Source organism: Vibrio sp. M260121 (assembly GCF_036533715.1).
Taxonomy (GTDB): Bacteria; Pseudomonadota; Gammaproteobacteria; order Enterobacterales; family Vibrionaceae; genus Vibrio.
The window spans coordinates 21013-39539 of sequence record NZ_JATABF010000029.1; the positions used below are offsets into that span (position 1 = coordinate 21013).

The window sequence follows — 18527 nt, forward strand, 5'->3', positions numbered from 1 at the left end:
GCGAGGTTTCTCGCCCCTTTTTAGGACATGGAAAACATCAAACTCTCAAAGCATGATATACAAACGATGGAGCAACGCCAAAGAACTCGATTGGTCAACTCCCTTGCGGGATACAAAAGCGCGAACCTCATCGGAACAAGAGACAGGCAAGGACAAGAGAACCTGGCTATCGTAAGCTCTGTGATCCACTTAGGCTCACATCCGCCACTGTTTGGTTTTATTGTTCGTCCACGCAAAAGCCGTCGTCATACATTAGAAAACATCCTCGATACCAAGCACTTCACCATTAATGCCGTCGGCGTCGATTTCGTCCAAAAAGCACATCAAACCTCCGCCCGCTATCCAAAACAGATATCAGAGTTTGAAGCGGTAGGACTTACTCCTTACTATGATGATGCGTTTCCTGCGCCATTTGTCCTAGAGAGCAATCTCAAAATGGGGTTGGTGTTGAGAGAACACATCAAGATTGAAAGCAATCAGACAGAGATGCTGATTGGTGAAGTGTTGATGGTACACGCACCTGAAAGAGCCATCATGCCCGATGGCTACCTAGATCTAGAGCTACTCGACTTAGTGACCATTTCCGGGCTCGACAGCTACCACGTCACGCAACGTCTGCATAGGTTAAGTTATGCCAAACCAGACGCTCGCCTATTCCCTCTGACGAGGGAGGGAGAACCTTCATCTTGGGGAGCACTTGAAGTTGATATGGGCTAACCGCTTTAGACATCAAAAGCTAAATACAGAAGTGGCAGTTTTCTCTGTCTAAGCCGTGTTCACCGGCCAGGTTGGTAAGGTGGGCGCGCCCTGCTTCCAATCCCATTTCGTAACCTTCTAGCAATACCGACTGGCGCATTGATAGACGTTGTACACTGAATTCATCCGGCGGTGCAATAACGCGAATGTGCGTGTCTTTTGGAGGATTACGAATGAAATCTAACGATTCGTTGTAGTTCTCTGAACGGCGCAACATTGCCTCTGCCATTTGTGGGTGTTCAGCGAACAACTTCTTCATTAACCAAGGCGTCTTCACTGGCTTTTTCTCATAAGCCAAAGGATGTGAAAGAACAACCGTGATATCACGAGCACCACGGCGGTATGCTTCTCGAACAGGAATAGAGTCCGCCACACCACCATCGGTATAACAACCACCAGAGAAACAAGGAGTGTGTTTGTAAGCAATAGGCAGTGCCGTCGTCGCTTCCATCGCGTTATGAAAGTTATGGCGGTTCACACGGTAATAATCCGCCTTACCCGTATTCACGTTCGTCGTCGCCGCTAAGAAAGGGATACCCTCAAACAGTTTCGCTTCATCGACTGGGTACAAACGATTTGATTCTTCAAACAACCATTTCACATCGATCAAATCACCGCCTTTTAAAAAACGAGTAGGATCGAAAAAACGTTTGCTGGTTGCTAATTTAGTAATGACGTTGATGCTACGGTGCGGGTAGTCGGTCAAATAACCGATCAAATTTGAAGCCCCTGCCGACACACCAATCGCAAAATCAAATGGTTTGTAGTCTTGTTCTAAGAATGCATCTAATACGCCGCTAGCAAAGACGCCACGCATTGCGCCCCCCTCGACTACGATTGCTTTTGTTGCCATGTTTCCCCCCAATAAAGACGTTAAAAAGATTACTGAAATTCGTGCTACAGCAACAATCGGTTATTCTTATTATTGAGATAGGCGAAGTCTATGTGTTTCTTGCACTTTAAGTGGAAACTTAGGATCAAAAAATCCACATCAACCAAAGCGTTGACGTGGATTTGCAGTCGTTCAATCAGAGATTACGCAAAGACGGTTTTATACGCTTCGGCAGCACCTTCAATAAACATCTGTGTGCCAATCACCGCAAGGATCAAACCCATCATTTTGGTGATCACATTCAGTGCGCTTGGACCAACGGCTTTCACTAACTTGTCACCAAACAAAAACAAGACATAAGTCATCACACAAAGGACTGCGAATGAAGCAATGGTAATGATGGTTTCGGTGATTCCACCCGTTGTTGCAAAGTTCATCGCCGTCGCAAGTGTTCCTGGCCCCGCCAATATCGGCATTGCTAATGGTGAAACGGCAATGCTTAACGCAGCTTGTTCTTGCTCTGGCGAATAAGCCTTTTCTTTGGTTTTTTGATGCGTTGATTCCCCCTGAAGCATATGGAAACCAATCAAAAACACCAAAATACCACCGGTAATGCGCAGTGCGTATAACGTAATGCCGAACAAGTCGAAAATCACTTTACCTGCAACAGCAAACACAGCCACGATAACAAAGGCGATGAAAACAGAACGAAACGCAATTGATCGAACCGTTTGTTTATCTTCATCCGCCGTTAAGCTCAAAAAGATAGGGATATTGGCGATCGGGTTCATGATGGCAAAAAAGCCCATAAACACTGTGACCGTATGAAGTATCAGCTCTTTCATGTTCTCCACATTCGATAACTTATTGATTATTAAAAATCATTATATGCCCAACTTTATAAATAACGTCACTTTATGTTCGCATCATTATCTATGATTGTTATCTGTTACCCACTAGCACAAACCTGAAAGCCCTATTGGTTTACGCCCAATATAAATAGCGTTATGGTGAAGATTCAGCCAATACCAACAACAAGCTAAGGAAGTTGATTCATCATGAACAGTACGATTGAAACCATTCTCGGTCATCGCTCTATTCGTAAGTTCACCTCTGAGCCAATTGCAAGTGAGCAACTACAAACGATTCTCCAATCGGGGTTAGCTGCCTCTTCTTCGAGCATGCTGCAAGTCGTGTCGATCATTCGAGTAACAAATACAGAAAAGCGCAAACTGTTAGCGCAATACGCTGGCAATCAGGCTTACGTTGAAAGTGCCGCAGAATTTTTGGTGTTTTGTATTGATTACCAGCGTCACGCCACTATCAACCCAGACGTTCAAGCCGACTTTACTGAATTGACTCTGATTGGTGCAGTGGATTCCGGCATCATGGCGCAAAACTGTTTGTTAGCTGCCGAGTCTATGGGGTTAGGTGGCGTATACATTGGTGGCTTAAGAAACAATGCTGCGCAAGTCGATGAGCTACTCGGTTTACCTAAAAACGCCGCTATCCTGTTTGGTATGTGTTTGGGTCATCCAGATCAAGATCCACAAGTAAAGCCACGCTTACCCGTTAGCGTTATTGTCCACGAAAACCAATACCAAGCGCTGAATGTTGACGATGTACAAACCTACGATCAAACCATGCAAGAGTACTACGCGAGCCGAACAAGCAATCAAAAGCAGAGCACATGGTCACAAGAAACCGCCGGAAAGCTATCAGGAGAGTCTCGCCCGCACATCCTGCCTTATCTAAATAGTAAGGGATTGACTAAGCGATAATGGGAAAGTTCGTTTAATCGACCAAAAAGTCAAAAAAGGCCTCGAATGAGGCCTATTTCACAAGAAACTATTCATACTATTTTTCACACATGGCATCAGCATCAAAGTCTGACTACCTTCAATTTTAATTTTGTCAAAACCATAACAAACCCATATTGACTAAGAAGAAAAACAAGATCCACATCACAATATACGACAAAATAAATAAATTTACCTTCAGATATACCGCATTTATAACTAATTGAATTTTACGAAAAATACGTATTTTGTGAGCCAATACAAAAAATTAGAGCCAATCAATAAAGCCATTCATCAATCAACCCCAACCCAGACCTCATAAATATAAAAAATAGCTATATATCACTAGCATTTTATCAATTTATCGTCTATTGCCCCGACAAACGAAATTCTTTAGAGTGCGCGCTGGGTGCAACCCGTTTCCTATTTAGCATTTTATAAATTAAAACAAATAATAAAGCTGAATGAGTAATAGCGTGTTGTTATTTCCTAGAAAACATTGTTGCCTCAGCAACATGCTCTTTTACGTCAGATGAATGAAAAAACGAATGAACGTCCCCCATACAAAGCTAGGCAGTTTACTCCTTTCCTCTGTGCTTCTTGCTGGATGTACAGTACCGGGCAGTCACTTATCCACGAGTGGTAAGCACATCATTGGAGACGGCAGCACCAATACAGCTGCAGATTTCAATGTATTTCCACTGACTCTTGATAAAGTCTCACAGTTAAAAAGCTCGGATATCGAAACCAAAGCGAACCCAACGCTTGACCATCAACTCGCGGCTTACGAGTATGAAGTCGGTCCTGGCGACATTCTGAATATCACTATTTGGGACCACCCTGAGCTTACTATTCCTGCTGGTTCTTATCGCAGTTCTGCAGAGGCTGGTAACTGGGTACATGCAGATGGCACCATTTTCTATCCCTACATCGGAATCGTTGAAGTAGCAGGAAAAAACGTCCGCCAAATTCGAACAGATATCTCCCAAAAATTGGCTAAATACATCGAGAGTCCTCAAGTCGATGTCAGTGTTGCCGCATTTCGTTCAAAAAAATCTTACGTCACTGGCGAAGTAAACAAGCCGGGGCAACAAGCGATCACCAATATCCCACTAACGCTTCTTGATGCAGTTAACCGCGCAGGCGGTCTAGCAGAGGAAGCGGATTGGCGTAACGTTACACTGACACGCCAAGGCAAAGTCGAAAACATTTCTCTCTATGCACTAATGCAAGAGGGTGACCTTACTGAAAACCGATTGCTTCAACCTGGTGACATTGTGCATGTACCAAGAAATGACACTCAAAAAGTGTTCGTTATGGGTGAAGTCAACGATCCGAAGCTACTAAAAATAGATCGCGCAGGCATGAGTTTGACCGAAGCTTTGAGCAATGTTGGTGGTATCAACCAGCTATCTGCAGATGCAACTGGTGTTTTTGTCATCAGAAAATCTCAAGACCATCAAGCAATGGGCGACATTTACCAACTTGATGTCTCTGACGCAGCAGCGTTAGTGATTGGTACTGAATTCGACCTAGAGCCTTATGACATTGTTTATGTCACTGCGGCACCAGTCAGTCGTTGGAACCGTGTAATTGCACAACTAGTACCGACGATTTCAGGCTTCAACGAGCTTACAGAAGGTGTGCTTCGTGTAAGAAATTGGCCGTAGTTCAAGCATTCTTGATAGGGCTCATCTCGAACACATAAACCCTGTCGAAAGTTATTGATAAGGAATCAATCATGTTTTCAAACATTCTTGTTGTGTGTGTAGGTAACATTTGCCGTTCTCCGACTGGAGAACGAGTACTTCAACAACTTCTTCCGAATAAAACCATTTCTTCAGCAGGTATTGCCGTTGAGAAAAGCCGCCTAGCTGGGAAACCAGCGGATGAAACCGCAACGCTAATTGCCTCAGAAAAAGGTTTTTCTCTCGAGAATCACCAAGCACAACAACTGACTGCGCAACTGTGTGCGAAACAAGATCTTATCTTGGTAATGGAGCAAGGACATATAGATGCATTGACTGAGATCGTCCCAGAAGCAAGAGGCAAAACTATGTTGTTTGGGCATTGGATGAACTCTGTCGACATTCCAGATCCATACAGACAAAGTATAGAAGCGTTTGATCATGCATATTCTCTGATTGAGCAATCCGCTCAGGCTTGGGCAAAAAAACTATAACTTCAGATTATTTGGCGAAATAGAAAAACAATGGCTAACCAAACTATAAGTTCATCTGCACCAACCGATGATGAAATCGATCTCGGTAAACTGTTTGGCATATTAATAGATGCGAAATGGTTCATCATTGGCATTACGCTTCTCTTTGCTACGATGGGTATTACCGTAGCATTGCTATCGACTCCAATTTATAAAGCGGATGCGTTGATTCAAATTGAACAGAAAAGCTCCGGTGGCATTTCTGCGATGGTCGGGGACATGGGTGACCTATTTGCAGCAGAATCTTCAGCAACCACAGAGATTGAGATCATTAAGTCTCGTATGATCTTGGGTGATACCGTTGACAAGTTTAACTTAACAACGATTGCCACCCCGGAATATCTTCCTTTTGTCGGCAAAGGATTAGCTCGAATCAATGGCACTCAAGATTACATCTCAGTTTCAACTTTCGTCATCCCTCGAACCGTGCAAGGCTTAAAACATCAACTTGTAGTAACAGACATTGATAAAGGTACTTTTGATCTGATGATTGAAGATCAAATTGTGCTATCTGGTGTTGTTGGCCAGACGATTGAAATGAATGGCTACCACATCAAAGTTCGTGAGTTAGTTGCACAAAACGAAGACACTTTTTCAATCAGTAAAATCAGCAAGCTTGACGCGATCAATAGACTCGCGTCACAACTATCAATTTCAGAGCGTGGTGCCAAAACAGGTATTGTGTCACTGAGTATCGAAGGCGAATACCCTGAGCGTAATCAGCAAATCTTGAACGATGTTGTTCAAAACTATTTCCTGCAGAATGTGAGAAGAAACTCAGCAGAAGCCGAACAAAGTTTAAACTTCCTCAAAGATCACTTACCTGAAATCAAAGATAAGCTGAATAGTTCAGAAGATGTACTGAATCACTTTAGACAAGAAAATGAATCGATCGACTTAAACCTTGAAGCGCAATCAACACTCAAAGTGATGGTCGCTCTTGAAGCGCAACTGAACGAACTGACATTCAAAGAAAGTGAAATTAGCCAAAAGTTCAAGCAGGATCACCCAGCATACAAATCACTATTGGATAAACGTCAGACGTTACTGCAAGAAAAAGCTCGTTTGAACCGACAAGTTCAGAAGCTGCCAAAAACGCAGCGTGAAGTCCTACGTATGACACGTGACGTTGAGGTTAACCAACAGATCTACATCCAGCTTCTAAACAAAGTTCAAGAGTTGAACATTATTAAAGCTGGTACCGTTGGTAACGTACGCATTATTGATAGTGCACAGTCTTACACTATCCCGGTGAAGCCTAAAAAGCCTCTTATCGTTGTTCTAGCAACACTATTAGGCGGTATGGTTGCCGTTGCTTTTGTTCTGGTTAAAACCGCTTTCCACCGCGGTGTCACTTCTCCAGAAGAGATTGAACAAACGGGTATTTCTGTTTACGCAAGCGTTCCTAAGTCTGTACAACAACTGGAAGTGGCTAACAAGCTTAAGCGTAAAGGTAACAAAGACCTACTTCTACTAGCAGAAGAAAACCCTGCGGATCTTTCTATTGAAGCATTGCGTGGACTTCGTACTAGCCTTCATTTTGCGATGATGGAAGCAAAAAATAACGTACTTATGATCTCTGGTCCTGCGCCTTCAATTGGTAAGACATTCGTATCGACAAACTTTGCGGCAGTAGCAGCTAAGACAGGTCAAAAAGTGCTGCTAGTCGATGCGGATATGCGTAAAGGCTACCTGCAACAATGCTTCGGTCTGACAGCTGATAACGGTCTTTCTGATTTCTTGAGTGGCAAGATTGGTCAAGAGACAGTGATCAAGCCGACTAAAGTTAATAACTTGGACGTTATTACTCGTGGTCAAGTGCCACCAAACCCTTCAGAGCTTTTGATGCACCCGCGATTTGTTGAGTTTGTAGAAAAAGCGTCGCAAGAATATGACTTAGTGATCATCGATACGCCGCCAGTATTGGCAGTAACTGACCCTAGCATCGTTGGTGCGATTGCAGGTACCACCCTGATGGTTGCTCGCTTTGACCAGACGACATCGAAAGAGCTTGAAGTAGCTCGCAGTCGATTTGAACAATCAGGTGTAGAAGTCAAAGGCGTCATTCTTAACGCAATTGAGAAGAAAGCGGCAAGCTCATACGGTTATGGTTATTACAACTACGCCTACAAGAATGAGTAATGGCGCTACACTCAAGCAATCTAAACATACTTGTGTATAGCCATTAAATAGAAACACAAGCCCCCACGTTCATCGTGGGGCTTTTGATATGGTTTGTTCTACGATTGCTTCTTCAGTTGCAGAAAAGTCAGCACACTCAATAGCAAGAAGAAAGCAGGATCACTCCAACCAAAGCCAACAAACACACCTGTAATGCCAGCGTAAGTGGTGAGCACCACGCCTAAGAGATTAGTGACCAACAATGCTTTGAACAGTTGTTTCGCCGTGTTACCCGCTTCTACATCACGCAGCATCAAACTGACCGCAGCAATCCCTCCTAAAAAGATCGACGTGTGCTGCGATAGAAACAGCGCATATTGGTCATTAATTTGTACGCCATACATCGGCCACATCATGGTCGGAACAAAAAACAGCGCAAAAGCAAATAACGTATAAATGACGCCATGAACGGTTAGAAAAGTGCGGTTAGTCATAATGTTACTCTCCGATTGGACCTTGGTTGATGATGCTTAGTGGCGTATTGATATCAAATATCTGCCCTCTTACTTCTTCTACACCCATCTGTTTCAAACGAGCAGTGTGCATTTCAAGATAAGCTTGCACCGTTGCTTCATCTTCAAAAAGATAGATGCCGCCGCCAAGTTTGTCTTTCTCGCTTTCCGTCCAGATTTTCCAAATCATGCCTGGCTCTTGGTTAATTGACTGAGCTAGGTCTAACAGTGCGTTCGACACCTCTTCACCAAATGGGCCATGAAATTCAAAATCAACTTGCAGTAATTTCGCCATCTTGAGTCTCCTCTTCTTTTTTGACTCGCTTTCGATGAGAGGATTATTACCTTTATAAAACTGACAAAAAAGTTCATAATTTTGTCATTACCTATCGAAAAAACTGACCAATGAGACTCAAAACAACCCTAGAGCAGTGGCAAACATTACAAGCGATTGAACAAGCTGGAAGTATTCAGTCAGCCGCATTGACGCTCAATAAAAGCCACACCACGCTTATCTATTCGGTGAAAAAGCTCGAGGACCAACTGGGCATCAAACTGATAGAAGTGAAGGGCCGAAAGGCTGGGTTAACCGAACACGGCAAGACCATGTTGCGCCGCGCACAGTCTATGCTTGAACAAGCCCATGAACTGGAAATGATCAGTGAGCAGTTAAGTAACGGTGTGGAATCGCAAATTACAGTGGCGATCGATCATCTGTGCGATCCAAGCTGGCTCTATGCACCACTTAGTGAATTTTTGGCACAAAACAGTACTACCTCCGTTCAAATCGTGGAAACTTCGCTAAGTAAAACCACCGATATGGTAGTCAATGAGTTAGCAGATATCGCCATTATCAATCTTCCGATCACCAACCATCCAGCCGAAGCATTTGGCACAACGACTATGGTGCCCGTTATTGCAGTTGAGCACCCATTGGCAAAGAAAGAGCACGTTTCATTGGCGGACTTTGCGACCACCAGCCAAATTGTGGTTCGAGATCTAGGTGAGTCAGACAAGGCAAAACGAGACGTGGGCTGGTTGCGCGCACGTCAAAGAATCACAGTGGACAATTTCGACCACGCTTTTAGAGCGGTAGAACAAGGCGTCGGCTTCTGTCGGCTCCCTAAACATCTCGTAGAGTACCGCCACAGTGCAGGCATTAAGGTATTAGACCTTGAACACTCAAACCAATATCAAGTCGCACTGCACCTTACGCTACCAAAAGGCGCGAAGAGCGGACCAGCTGCACTCGCTCTTTATCAAACACTTCTGGATAGTACAAAAGACCGCATTTAACTGGCCATATAACTGTTGTTAAAACCACAAAAGTCATTTGTGTTAAGTGCTATTTTTCGCAAAGGCCAATTTCCTCATACTCTCCCTCACTGATAGCGCACAAGAGACGTGCGCTTGAACAAAATGAGAGAGTAAATTATGCCAATCGCATTATTAGCATTAACCCTAAGCGCCTTTGCGATAGGGACAACTGAGTTTGTTATCGTTGGATTAATTCCAACCATGGCAGCAGACCTTAACGTTTCTTTACCTTCTGCAGGTTTGCTGGTGAGTTTGTACGCATTAGGCGTGGCTATTGGTGCGCCAGTTTTAACTGCACTTACGAGCAAGATGAATCGCAAGCACGTGCTTCTCGCTGTGATGGGCTTGTTCGTTGTCGGTAACCTGTTAGCTTGGCAAGCTCCGGGTTACAACACTCTGATCGCCGCACGTATTTTAACGGGCTTGGCTCACGGTGTGTTCTTCTCTATCGGCTCGACGATCGCCACTGGCTTGGTATCCAAAGAAAAAGCCGCGAGTGCCATTGCAATTATGTTCACTGGTCTAACGGTCGCGCTAGTAACTGGCGTGCCTCTAGGCACTTACATCGGGCAACATTTTGGTTGGGAAACCACATTCTTAATTGTGGCCATTCTTGGTTTGATTGCCTTAGTCGGTAGCGCTTTACTTGTTCCAAACAACTTAAAGCAAGACGCGACGGCTTCTTTAAAAGATCAGCTAAAAGTACTCACCCAACCTCGCTTGCTATTAGTTTATGCCATTACTGCGCTAGGTTACGGCGGCACCTTTACCGCGTTCACTTATCTTGCGCCAATTTTGGAGCAGGTATCAGGCTTTGATGCCAGTGCGGTTGGTTTGATCATGCTGGTGTATGGTGTCTCTGTCGCGGTGGGTAACATCCAAGGTGGCAAAATGGCAGACAAATTTGGCCCCGTAAAAGCACTGACGATCATCTTTGCTGGCTTAGCCGCAATCTTGTTTGTACTCAACTTTACCGCATACAACCCAATTGCCGCTGTGATTACTATTTTGGTTTGGGGTGCATTTGCTTTCGGTAACGTACCAGGACTACAAGTTTATGTCGTAAAACTGGCAGAGAAATACGCTCCTAATGCCGTTGATGTTGCTTCAGGTTTGAACATCGCTGCCTTTAACGTGGGTATTGCGCTCGGTTCATGGAGTGGCGGTTTGATCGTAGAAAGAGCTGGCTTAATGAATACGCCATGGGTCGGTGGTGTAGTCGTCATCTCTGCACTTTTATTGACTCGCTTAAGCGGCGCGTTAGATCAGCGCGAAAACAAGCAAGTTCAGCAATCGGTCTGCGCTGAGCTTTCATAAACAGTCTTTAAAGCCCTAACTTAAACGTTGGGGCTTTTTTATGTGAGATCAAAGGCAGTTTTACTTGTTTATATGATTCTAAGTTGCGAACCCCATTTCGATTACATACCATTGAAACAGCTCAAGCCTAAAGCACCCAACACTCGCGGAAAGAACTCGGTTCATGGCAACTCAACTTCCCTGCTTTCGTTAGCAGGAACAATCTATTTTTACCTTCTTTTTAACTTCTAATAAAGCGAGTGTGGAAGAGATAAGAAAGGTGAAAAATGCAATCTCACAATAGCTTCTCTATTAACCTTAACCAACAAAAGTCTGTTGCGAAAAAGCGCTTAAAAGCAATTCGCCACAATGACACCAACGCACTTGATCAGGTTAAGCAATTTCATTCCCAACCCGAAACCCTCACGCCAGAGTCTATCCAGCTTGCAGATGTTCAACACGCCCTAGCTAGAGAGCTTGGCTTACCCAGTTGGAGCAAGTTAAAAGCTCATGTGGAAGAGCTAGAAAGTCACAAGCTCGCCATAAACAACCAAGCAAATCCACTTGATGCCGAACTAAATACACTCCATGTCCGCTGTGGGCACGACATTCAACAGCAACTAAAGACATGCGGGTTCGAAGGTGACTTTTTACCCATGATTGATCCATTATGCATTGGTCCTATTCCGAGCAATGAAAAAGGATTTGTCGCGATTCGAGCACAATACGTTGTAGACACGTTACTGCCTGTTATGGGGAGAAAAGACTCTGTGCAAGAGGTAGCGCAGTTTGAGAAAGGCAACATCCATACTCTGCTCGACCAGCAATATGAACGTATCGTTTTTTGGGTCGAACATGATGCCTACGATCAATTCATGTTACTTCGAGGGCTCTCTCTGTTAGAGGAAACCGAAGGCAAAATCATTGAGATCATCGAATTCAATCAGTTTCCAGGAACCGAACGGTTTATCGGCTTCGGGCAACTCCCTGCTGAAGCGATTCGCTCGTGTTGGCAGCATAGAAAGCCAGTGACAGCAAAGCTTTTTAGCCAAGCCAAACGCTGCTGGCAAGCTTTGCAAGCTCCTACACCACAGCCACTCGTTAATCTATTAGAACAACATGAACTAGATTGTTTGCCGAACATCAAAGCAGTGATGAAACGACATCTTCAAGAACTGCCGCATTTAGAGTCAGGATTGAGCTTCACACAACATTTGGCTTTACAGATATTGAACGAGCAAAACGCGCCAATCAACGTGAAAGATTGGTTTCAAAAGTACCAACAACAAGAACCACTCCCTACTCTTGGTGATGTCATGTTCTATGCATTACTGCTGCCACTCGCGCAAGCGGAAAAACCACTGTTTACTGTTGACTCATTGGATAAGAACTGGTGGGAACAACAAGTGAGTATTAATGCTCGTGGCAAAGCTTGTTTGAGTGGTAAAGACTTTTTCATTCAAGACTATTGGGTCGGAGGGTTCCATAACCGAGAACAAGCCTATTGGACGTGGGATCACACCTCTCTATCAACACTGCGTCATGTTGTGATGAGTTAAGCATTTGAAGCAATAAGCAAACTAACGTCGGTAGCCATCTAAAAACAGCGTAAGAATATCCTCAACGACTTTCTTGCGCTGCTCAATACTCGGCACCGCTTGATTGGCAACCAATTGTGGCCACAAACAGTTTCCTTTCAATAAGCACATCAGCATGCAACCCATCATGACTGGGTCAAGCGCTTTGACCTTGTTATCCGCAATGGCTTCTTTAAACCAGTTTTCCAGCAATGCATCTTGGCGTTGAAGTTGGTGTAAGTAGTTCTCTGCCAATTCTGGTGTGCGCATAAACTCACTGATCACCATCTTGGCGAGCGGCAAACCAAAGTCTTCATACATAGAGTCCAACTTGGCATGCAGATAAGTTCTAAGCTGGGTTTCGACATCAATGTCTGATGTGTATTTGAGCTGTAAACGCGCACGCTGAGTTTCGAGCACAGTTTGAATAGACTCGATAAACAGCACGTCCTTGCTTTCAAAATGGCGATACAAGGTGCGCTTTGACGTCCCTGCTCGCTCACACACTCTATCCATATTTGCGCTACTAAATCCGTGCTCAATAAATTCCTGTTGAGCCGCTTCAATCAGCGCTAAGCGTTTTTTTTCTGACAGTTTCATTGCTCTAGATTCACCAACCTCATGTAAGTGGACGCAGAGTATAGCGCACAAGAATCAAAAGTACACTTTGAAGTTTACTTTTTTGATTTTAGGAGTAAGATGCGCTCGCCGAAGTTAAGATCCTAAGAAAAATATCAAAATAGAATCACTCTTAACTCACGCTGTGGCGCTTTGTCTGTCAGATAAAGCTGTGATTTTTCCGTGACACAAACTCCAGAGTCGATGCCCTTATTACAAGGCCCCTGGTGTTGTTGTGATCGTCACGTTTAATGAAGTAACTTATGAAATTACGCTCCTTGCTCGTTGCCGTTTCCTGCCTCCTTACTAGTACGGCAAACGCTGATTCGATTTCTCTGCCAATCTGGAAAGATAAAGCAGAAGCACTCGGTTATGACTTACCAAAACCCTTTGGCGTCAACCTGAGCTATATGAGTATGGAACAAGGCATCAACGTCGACTCCATTTCTCTGAGTGGACTACATGGCTTAGAAAAACTATTAAAGATGGAAGCCAGCGGGGGTAAACAAGCCAGCGATGTTATGACACTTCGTGGTGACGTTTGGTTGTTCCCATTCTTAAATGTTTATGGCTTGGTGGGTACGCTAGATGGCTATTCAGAAACCAATGTCAAAGTCAGCCTGCTTGGCAAGCAGTTGGGCGAATTCCCTTTCCGTCTCGATCTCGATGGTTACACCTATGGGGGCGGCTTCGTATTAGCGGGCGGTTATGATCAACTGTTTGCCCTTGTCGATGCCAGCTACACCCAAACGAATTTGAACGTGATCGATGGCGCTATCGACGCGATAGTCGTGTCTCCACGTGTCGGTTACGACTTCCACAAAAATGGCGTACCTCTGCGTTTCTGGGTCGGTGCCATGTACCAGAACGTTGAGCAAGAATTATCCGGAACATTAAAGCAAGCTGGCATTAACCTGTCTGGTCGCTTTGACGTTAAGCAGCGCTTGGAATCTGAGTGGAACACCCTTGCCGGCATGCAATACCAGATTAATGACGACTGGTACTTATTGGGCGAAGCTGGCTTTGGCGACCGTCAAAGTATCTTCTTCTCTCTCGATCGCCGTTTCTAAGGTAAAGAGAAGATGAAAGCTTCTTCCCCCTTGGTAATTGCAGCACTGTTTTGCACACCACACGTTTTTGCTATGCAGCAAGACGAAAGCAGTTTGGTGGATGACATCCTAACCAAACTAGGCTCTAGCGAAACCGTGGATGAATCGAAGTTGATCGACTGGGGCATCTTACCGGGACCATTCGTCAATCCAGAGCAAGGATTTGGCATCGGCGTTGCCGCGGTGGGTTTGTATACCCCTTATGACTGGCAGAAAGGCGACCCGTACTCAACCGTCACCGTCACATCTTATGGTTCAACTTCCGGCTCTTACGGCTTGGGGTTAAACAACCGCACCTATTTGAAGGGTGACAAAGTACGTCTACTTGGTGAAGCGTGGATCAGCCACACTCCCGGATACTATTGGGGTATCGGCAGTCAAGCAGCCGAGAACGATAGTAATAAAGTGCAATACGAAGGCCAGCGGTTACAGCTGAGCCCCAAAATCGCCGTAGAGATTGCGCCAAATACTTACGCTAAGCTCGGCTGGCAGTGGCAATCATTCAACAAAGTAGACGGTGTAGATGGCGATATTCTTCCTGCAGAAGTTACCAATGCCACCAGCAGCGGTGTGTTGCTTGGGATGGAGTACGATACACGCGATTTCGAGCCGAACCCAATGCGAGGGCAGTTTCTCGATATTGAATGGATTGCCAACCGCGATTCACTAGGTAGTGATGAAGACTACGACAATCTCGTGGCCAACTATCGTCTCTATCAACAATGGTCAAACAGTACCATCATCGCGATGGAAGTTTACTCGCAATCGATTTTTGGTGATGCACCTTGGTTTGATTACGCCCAGTTAGGTGACGATCAACGTATGCGTGGCTACTACCAAGGGCAATATCGCGACAAACATCAACTCTCCACACAAATAGAAATCCGCCACACCATTGCTGGTCGTCATGGTGTTGTGGGTTGGTTGGGTGCAGGCAATATCGCACCTACTTATCACGACTTATTCGCAAGCAGTTGGCTACCAACTGTCGGGGTTGGTTATCGATTTGCCTTTAAGGCACGTATTAACGTGCGCGTCGATTTAGGGGTAGGTAAAGACAGCACCGGTTTTTATTTCCAAATTAATGAAGCATTCTAGGAGTAGGGTTTGAAGAAAGCAGCACTATTACTACTAAGCCTTTGTAGTGGATTTGTCCAAGCACAAGAATTGAAAGCACCAGTGGGTGTCAGGCCGTGTTGTGCATTTGGTGTCGATCTCAAAGCGCAATTAGGAAGTGTGCCTGTTCCTTTCTTCTCTCTCGAGAATGTCTTATCCAGTAACGAAGTGGGTACTCACCACTATAATGATGGCAGTGAGTCAGTTTCTGGCAGCTTGCTGGGCTTAAATGAAGAAACTAACGGTATTATCTTTACCGAACTGGGCGGCTTTATTGATACGGCTCACGTTCGCGATACCGCCGATTACACCTATTATTTGTTCACTCTCAACCAACATTACCTCGGCCGCGCAGCGCATCTTGACTTGCCTAAAGAACTTCGTGTTCGTCGTATTCGTTGGTACGAACAAAAAGAGAAGCTCAGCGAAGAGGAAAAGCTCGATCGCAGTGCTCAGGCTGCAGCGCTAACCGCGTTTCGCCTTGCTCAATGGCATGAAATTGCTCAGTGGTTCGGTATGGTATCCGTCAGTGGATTTAAAGAGCTGGCATCTGCCTTTTCATCTGAAGATCTGTACTCCAACATGCTTGGAGCAAAGTTAGCCAAGCAAGTCCTGCTGGACAACCCTGAACTCGATCAAAAAGGCTTTTCGAAAGCAATGGACAGCGCTTTTAAACAAGCACTTAAGGATCTCAAAGCCCAGTCCAAAGCGATTACTAAAGAGAAAATTCAGCAGCTTGATGGAGATTGGTGGGACAGCTCAAGACGCCTACCGGATAAGTGGGTGGTTCGATTCCGTGATTACCATATGGCATTGAATTTAACACCCAACTACCCTACTGCGAGCCATGAACTTTCATTGTCTAACACCTTTGATGATCAACAAGCAATCGACCAATGGATGAGTGTCGAGTTTAGAGCAAGCGACAATGAAAACGCTTTTTCTGCATTACCTAAGTCATTGACCTCAAAATCAATTTGGACACCCGCAGATTATCAGCAGATTTCAGATTTTGCTCGTGCCATCGACGAACAGACTCGCCCACCGCTGAAGTGACTTTGCAATCAGCAAGTGAATAAAAGATGCCTAGTTATGCACTTGGCGTCTTTTATCTCATCATTATGCATCCAGTTTTCTACCATTTGAGAATGTAAGAATTCATTTCTATCGGTTGTAAATTCGATAAACTTGTTAATCAGCAAACTTTTCAACCAGTAAAATCGTTACAGTTTGGTTAATATTCTATTTTTTAAAGTGACTGACTTCACATCTATCGACCATTCAGAGGATTATTCTTTCGTATTTTCACACTCCACTGCTAATCTGCTCGCCGCCTTGAAGTGAACTCAAGGTGCATAACTATAAGGAGTGTTCTCATGAATACCAAGAAACCGATGTCGCTCACCAGCCGCGTAATTTTGGGTATGGTAGCGGGTATCTTGACAGGATTTGCAATTCGCACACTTTTTGCCGACAACGGATTTGTCGACGCATACATTGTTAATGGATTATTCGAAGTTGGTGGACAGATCTTCGTTGCCAGCTTAAAAATGCTTGTTGTACCGCTAGTATTTGTTTCGCTAGTTTGTGGTACCAGCTCTCTAAAAGACCTATCTACATTGGGTCGCATGGGTGGTAAAACCCTTGCTTTCTACGTAGCAACAACCGCTATCGCAATCACACTTGCTCTAACCATGGGTACGCTATTCCAGCCGGGTGCTGGTGCAGACCTAACCGCAGCAAGTTCATTCAAATCAGCAGAAGCGCCATCTTTGGGTCAAGTGATCATTGATATGTTCCCGACTAACCCAATCAGCGCAATGGCAGAAGGTAAAACCCTGCAAGTTATCGTGTTCGCCGTCCTATTCGGTATCGCGATCAGTGCAGCAGGTAAGCCAGGCGAGCGTATCGCAGCATTCTTCTCTGATCTGAATGAAGTAATCATGAAATTGGTTGCGATTCTGATGAACCTTGCGCCTTACGGTGTGTTCTTCCTAATGGCGAAGCTGTTTACAGGACTTGGTCTAAGCGCAATCTTCAACCTTGCTGAATACTTTGTTGTACTGGCAGGTACGCTATTGCTGCACGGTCTGGTGACTTACAGCTTGATGCTAAAAGGCTTCACTGGTCTAAACCCAATTACGTTCCTACGTAAGATGGAAGACGCAATCATGTTTGCTTTCTCTACAGCATCATCGAACGCGACCATTCCAGTGACAATGGAAACGGCTAAGCACCGCATGGGTGTTGAGAACCGCGTATCATCGTTCACAGTACCGCTAGGTGCAACCGTGAACATGGACGGCACGGCGATCATGCAAGGTGTGGCGACAGCGTTCATCGCACAGGCATTCAACATCGACCTAACTATGGGTGACTACCTAATGGTTATCATGACGGCAACATTGGCGTCTATCGGTACCGCAGGCGTTCCTGGTGTTGGTCTAGTAATGTTGGCAATGGTATTGAACCAAGTAGGTCTGCCACTAGAGGGCATTGCACTTATCATGGGTGTTGACCGTCTACTTGATATGATTCGTACCGCAGTTAACATCACCGGTGACAGCGCAGTGACGATCATTGTTGCTAAATCGGAAGGTGCATTGGATGAAGCTCGCTTCAATGATCCAATGGCCGGCGTAGCCGAAGAAGAAGTGCACCTGAAACGTGCTGACGCCTAAATCGTTCTACGATTAAACTATCCTGTCTAAATGAAAGCCCCGATGGAAACATCGGGGCTTTTGTTTTATTTGCAATCTAAAGAATAGGTCATAGCAGCCCTACTCCGTCATTGAACTCAGTTTTTCTCTCGCTTGTGCTTCATGCTCGTCGGTGATGGCATTGCCGACCGAGTTCACCGCCAGAGTCAGTGCCGCCATGTCATCGGTAAAGCCGACGCCAGCTAATACGTCTGGCACCATATCTGTTGGTAGGACGAAGTAAGCCAGCGCGCCACCTAAGATAGCCTTGTGGCGAACAGAGGTATTGGAATCTGCCATCGCGAGCCATGATTTAATGCCCATAACCGCAATCTCTTCGCCTGCTTTCTTGACGGAGTTTTTCATTTTACGCCAGAAGGTTTTCTCATCTGGTGCTTGCATCGTTTGGTCTAAGACGTCATCGGACGCCGAATTTACAGACATGCTTGTGGTCATCGTGCCCCCTAAATTTATGACTGTGGCATAGATATTAAGACCATGAACCTGAACGTAGGATTAATAGCGCGTAATGATAATGAAGAAAGGAAACAAAA

Annotated in this window: 18 protein-coding genes; 12 read left to right on the forward strand and 6 right to left on the reverse strand. The window is 44.9% G+C overall.

Going from position 1 to position 18527, the window contains the following annotated elements; genetic code table 11:
- Window positions 1-27: 27 nt before the first annotated feature.
- Window positions 28-717, forward strand: a complete 690-nt coding sequence (locus tag QTO06_RS15800) for a flavin reductase family protein (RefSeq protein WP_331408838.1) — start codon at window positions 28-30, stop codon at window positions 715-717.
- A gap of 19 nt (window positions 718-736) precedes the next feature.
- Here the strand turns inward: QTO06_RS15800 and QTO06_RS15805 are convergent, their stop codons facing one another.
- Together QTO06_RS15805 and QTO06_RS15810 are read right to left on the reverse strand one after the other, a co-directional pair.
- The gene (locus QTO06_RS15805; RefSeq protein WP_331408840.1) at window positions 737-1609 is read right to left on the reverse strand and encodes a patatin-like phospholipase family protein; all 873 of its coding nucleotides are present in this window, start codon (window positions 1607-1609) and stop codon (window positions 737-739) included.
- Between the two features lie 182 nt (window positions 1610-1791).
- On the reverse strand, window positions 1792-2433 hold the full coding sequence (locus QTO06_RS15810; protein WP_331408842.1) for a MarC family protein: 642 nt from the start codon (window positions 2431-2433) through the stop codon (window positions 1792-1794).
- 213 nt (window positions 2434-2646) lie between these two features.
- Here QTO06_RS15810 and nfsA point away from each other — a divergent pair, with 213 nt between their 5' ends.
- The 4 genes from nfsA to QTO06_RS15830 all read left to right on the forward strand — a co-directional run bounded on the left by nfsA (window position 2647) and on the right by QTO06_RS15830 (window position 7750).
- Window positions 2647-3369 carry an oxygen-insensitive NADPH nitroreductase gene (gene nfsA, locus QTO06_RS15815; RefSeq protein ID WP_331408843.1) on the forward strand — a complete coding sequence of 241 codons (723 nt, stop codon included), beginning with the start codon at window positions 2647-2649 and terminating at the stop codon, window positions 3367-3369.
- A gap of 566 nt (window positions 3370-3935) precedes the next feature.
- Window positions 3936-5057 carry a polysaccharide export protein gene (locus QTO06_RS15820; RefSeq protein ID WP_331408844.1) on the forward strand — a complete coding sequence of 374 codons (1122 nt, stop codon included), beginning with the start codon at window positions 3936-3938 and terminating at the stop codon, window positions 5055-5057.
- A gap of 71 nt (window positions 5058-5128) precedes the next feature.
- Window positions 5129-5569 (forward strand): arsenate reductase/protein-tyrosine-phosphatase family protein, encoded by a 441-nt coding sequence (locus tag QTO06_RS15825; protein WP_331408845.1) that lies wholly within the window; start codon window positions 5129-5131, stop codon window positions 5567-5569.
- Between the two features lie 30 nt (window positions 5570-5599).
- Entirely contained in the window at window positions 5600-7750 is a 2151-nt protein-coding gene (locus QTO06_RS15830) for a polysaccharide biosynthesis tyrosine autokinase (RefSeq protein WP_331408846.1), read from the forward strand.
- 98 nt (window positions 7751-7848) lie between these two features.
- Here QTO06_RS15830 and QTO06_RS15835 read toward each other — a convergent pair whose 3' ends face one another.
- Both QTO06_RS15835 and QTO06_RS15840 read right to left on the reverse strand, forming a co-directional pair.
- The gene (locus tag QTO06_RS15835) at window positions 7849-8223 is read right to left on the reverse strand and encodes a hypothetical protein (RefSeq protein WP_331408847.1); all 375 of its coding nucleotides are present in this window, start codon (window positions 8221-8223) and stop codon (window positions 7849-7851) included.
- A 4-nt stretch (window positions 8224-8227) separates the two neighbouring features.
- Window positions 8228-8536: a monooxygenase gene (locus QTO06_RS15840; RefSeq protein ID WP_331408848.1), complete on the reverse strand. Its 309-nt coding sequence runs from the start codon at window positions 8534-8536 to the stop codon at window positions 8228-8230.
- 110 nt (window positions 8537-8646) lie between these two features.
- On the opposite strand from QTO06_RS15840, the gene QTO06_RS15845 reads away from it, so the two are divergent.
- From QTO06_RS15845 to QTO06_RS15855, 3 genes are all read left to right on the forward strand, one after another.
- Window positions 8647-9537 (forward strand): LysR family transcriptional regulator, encoded by an 891-nt coding sequence (locus QTO06_RS15845; RefSeq protein WP_331408849.1) that lies wholly within the window; start codon window positions 8647-8649, stop codon window positions 9535-9537.
- Between the two features lie 138 nt (window positions 9538-9675).
- The gene (locus tag QTO06_RS15850; RefSeq protein WP_270050881.1) at window positions 9676-10875 is read left to right on the forward strand and encodes an MFS transporter; all 1200 of its coding nucleotides are present in this window, start codon (window positions 9676-9678) and stop codon (window positions 10873-10875) included.
- A gap of 266 nt (window positions 10876-11141) precedes the next feature.
- Window positions 11142-12413, forward strand: coding sequence for a DUF1835 domain-containing protein (locus QTO06_RS15855; protein WP_331408850.1), 1272 nt, complete (start codon window positions 11142-11144; stop codon window positions 12411-12413).
- 21 nt (window positions 12414-12434) lie between these two features.
- Here the strand turns inward: QTO06_RS15855 and QTO06_RS15860 are convergent, their stop codons facing one another.
- Window positions 12435-13031 carry a TetR/AcrR family transcriptional regulator gene (locus tag QTO06_RS15860; protein ID WP_331408851.1) on the reverse strand — a complete coding sequence of 199 codons (597 nt, stop codon included), beginning with the start codon at window positions 13029-13031 and terminating at the stop codon, window positions 12435-12437.
- Window positions 13032-13312: 281 nt separating this feature from the next.
- On the opposite strand from QTO06_RS15860, the gene QTO06_RS15865 reads away from it, so the two are divergent.
- The 4 genes from QTO06_RS15865 to QTO06_RS15880 all read left to right on the forward strand — a co-directional run bounded on the left by QTO06_RS15865 (window position 13313) and on the right by QTO06_RS15880 (window position 17955).
- The gene (locus tag QTO06_RS15865) at window positions 13313-14119 is read left to right on the forward strand and encodes a TonB-dependent receptor (RefSeq protein ID WP_331408853.1); all 807 of its coding nucleotides are present in this window, start codon (window positions 13313-13315) and stop codon (window positions 14117-14119) included.
- Window positions 14120-14131: 12 nt separating this feature from the next.
- A complete protein-coding gene (locus QTO06_RS15870; protein WP_443088836.1) occupies window positions 14132-15256 on the forward strand; it encodes a BamA/TamA family outer membrane protein in 1125 nt (374 codons plus the stop codon).
- Window positions 15257-15265: 9 nt separating this feature from the next.
- Complete coding sequence (locus QTO06_RS15875) at window positions 15266-16330, forward strand: DUF4056 domain-containing protein (RefSeq protein WP_331408854.1); 1065 nt, start codon at window positions 15266-15268, stop codon at window positions 16328-16330.
- A gap of 320 nt (window positions 16331-16650) precedes the next feature.
- Window positions 16651-17955: a dicarboxylate/amino acid:cation symporter gene (locus QTO06_RS15880; protein WP_005429278.1), complete on the forward strand. Its 1305-nt coding sequence runs from the start codon at window positions 16651-16653 to the stop codon at window positions 17953-17955.
- 99 nt (window positions 17956-18054) lie between these two features.
- Here the strand turns inward: QTO06_RS15880 and QTO06_RS15885 are convergent, their stop codons facing one another.
- A complete protein-coding gene (locus QTO06_RS15885) occupies window positions 18055-18429 on the reverse strand; it encodes a YkvA family protein (protein WP_047476545.1) in 375 nt (124 codons plus the stop codon).
- Between the last annotated feature and the right edge of the window lie 98 nt (window positions 18430-18527).

Bases quoted from the DNA above. Each gene is read 5' to 3' on its own strand.
- QTO06_RS15820 (WP_331408844.1), top strand. From the start codon at position 3,936: ATGAACGTCCCCCATACAAAGCTAGGCAGTTTACTCCTTTCCTCTGTG.
- QTO06_RS15840 (WP_331408848.1), bottom strand. From the start codon at position 8,536: ATGGCGAAATTACTGCAAGTTGATTTTGAATTTCATGGCCCATTTGGT.
- QTO06_RS15845 (WP_331408849.1), top strand. From the start codon at position 8,647: ATGAGACTCAAAACAACCCTAGAGCAGTGGCAAACATTACAAGCGATT.
- QTO06_RS15860 (WP_331408851.1), bottom strand. From the start codon at position 13,031: ATGAAACTGTCAGAAAAAAAACGCTTAGCGCTGATTGAAGCGGCTCAA.
- QTO06_RS15805 (WP_331408840.1), bottom strand. From the start codon at position 1,609: ATGGCAACAAAAGCAATCGTAGTCGAGGGGGGCGCAATGCGTGGCGTC.
- QTO06_RS15865 (WP_331408853.1), top strand. From the start codon at position 13,313: ATGAAATTACGCTCCTTGCTCGTTGCCGTTTCCTGCCTCCTTACTAGT.
- QTO06_RS15870 (WP_443088836.1), top strand. From the start codon at position 14,132: ATGAAAGCTTCTTCCCCCTTGGTAATTGCAGCACTGTTTTGCACACCA.
- QTO06_RS15855 (WP_331408850.1), top strand. From the start codon at position 11,142: ATGCAATCTCACAATAGCTTCTCTATTAACCTTAACCAACAAAAGTCT.
- QTO06_RS15800 (WP_331408838.1), top strand. From the start codon at position 28: ATGGAAAACATCAAACTCTCAAAGCATGATATACAAACGATGGAGCAA.
- QTO06_RS15885 (WP_047476545.1), bottom strand. From the start codon at position 18,429: ATGACCACAAGCATGTCTGTAAATTCGGCGTCCGATGACGTCTTAGAC.
- QTO06_RS15825 (WP_331408845.1), top strand. From the start codon at position 5,129: ATGTTTTCAAACATTCTTGTTGTGTGTGTAGGTAACATTTGCCGTTCT.
- QTO06_RS15830 (WP_331408846.1), top strand. From the start codon at position 5,600: ATGGCTAACCAAACTATAAGTTCATCTGCACCAACCGATGATGAAATC.
- QTO06_RS15810 (WP_331408842.1), bottom strand. From the start codon at position 2,433: ATGAAAGAGCTGATACTTCATACGGTCACAGTGTTTATGGGCTTTTTT.
- QTO06_RS15880 (WP_005429278.1), top strand. From the start codon at position 16,651: ATGAATACCAAGAAACCGATGTCGCTCACCAGCCGCGTAATTTTGGGT.
- QTO06_RS15835 (WP_331408847.1), bottom strand. From the start codon at position 8,223: ATGACTAACCGCACTTTTCTAACCGTTCATGGCGTCATTTATACGTTA.
- QTO06_RS15850 (WP_270050881.1), top strand. From the start codon at position 9,676: ATGCCAATCGCATTATTAGCATTAACCCTAAGCGCCTTTGCGATAGGG.
- nfsA (WP_331408843.1), top strand. From the start codon at position 2,647: ATGAACAGTACGATTGAAACCATTCTCGGTCATCGCTCTATTCGTAAG.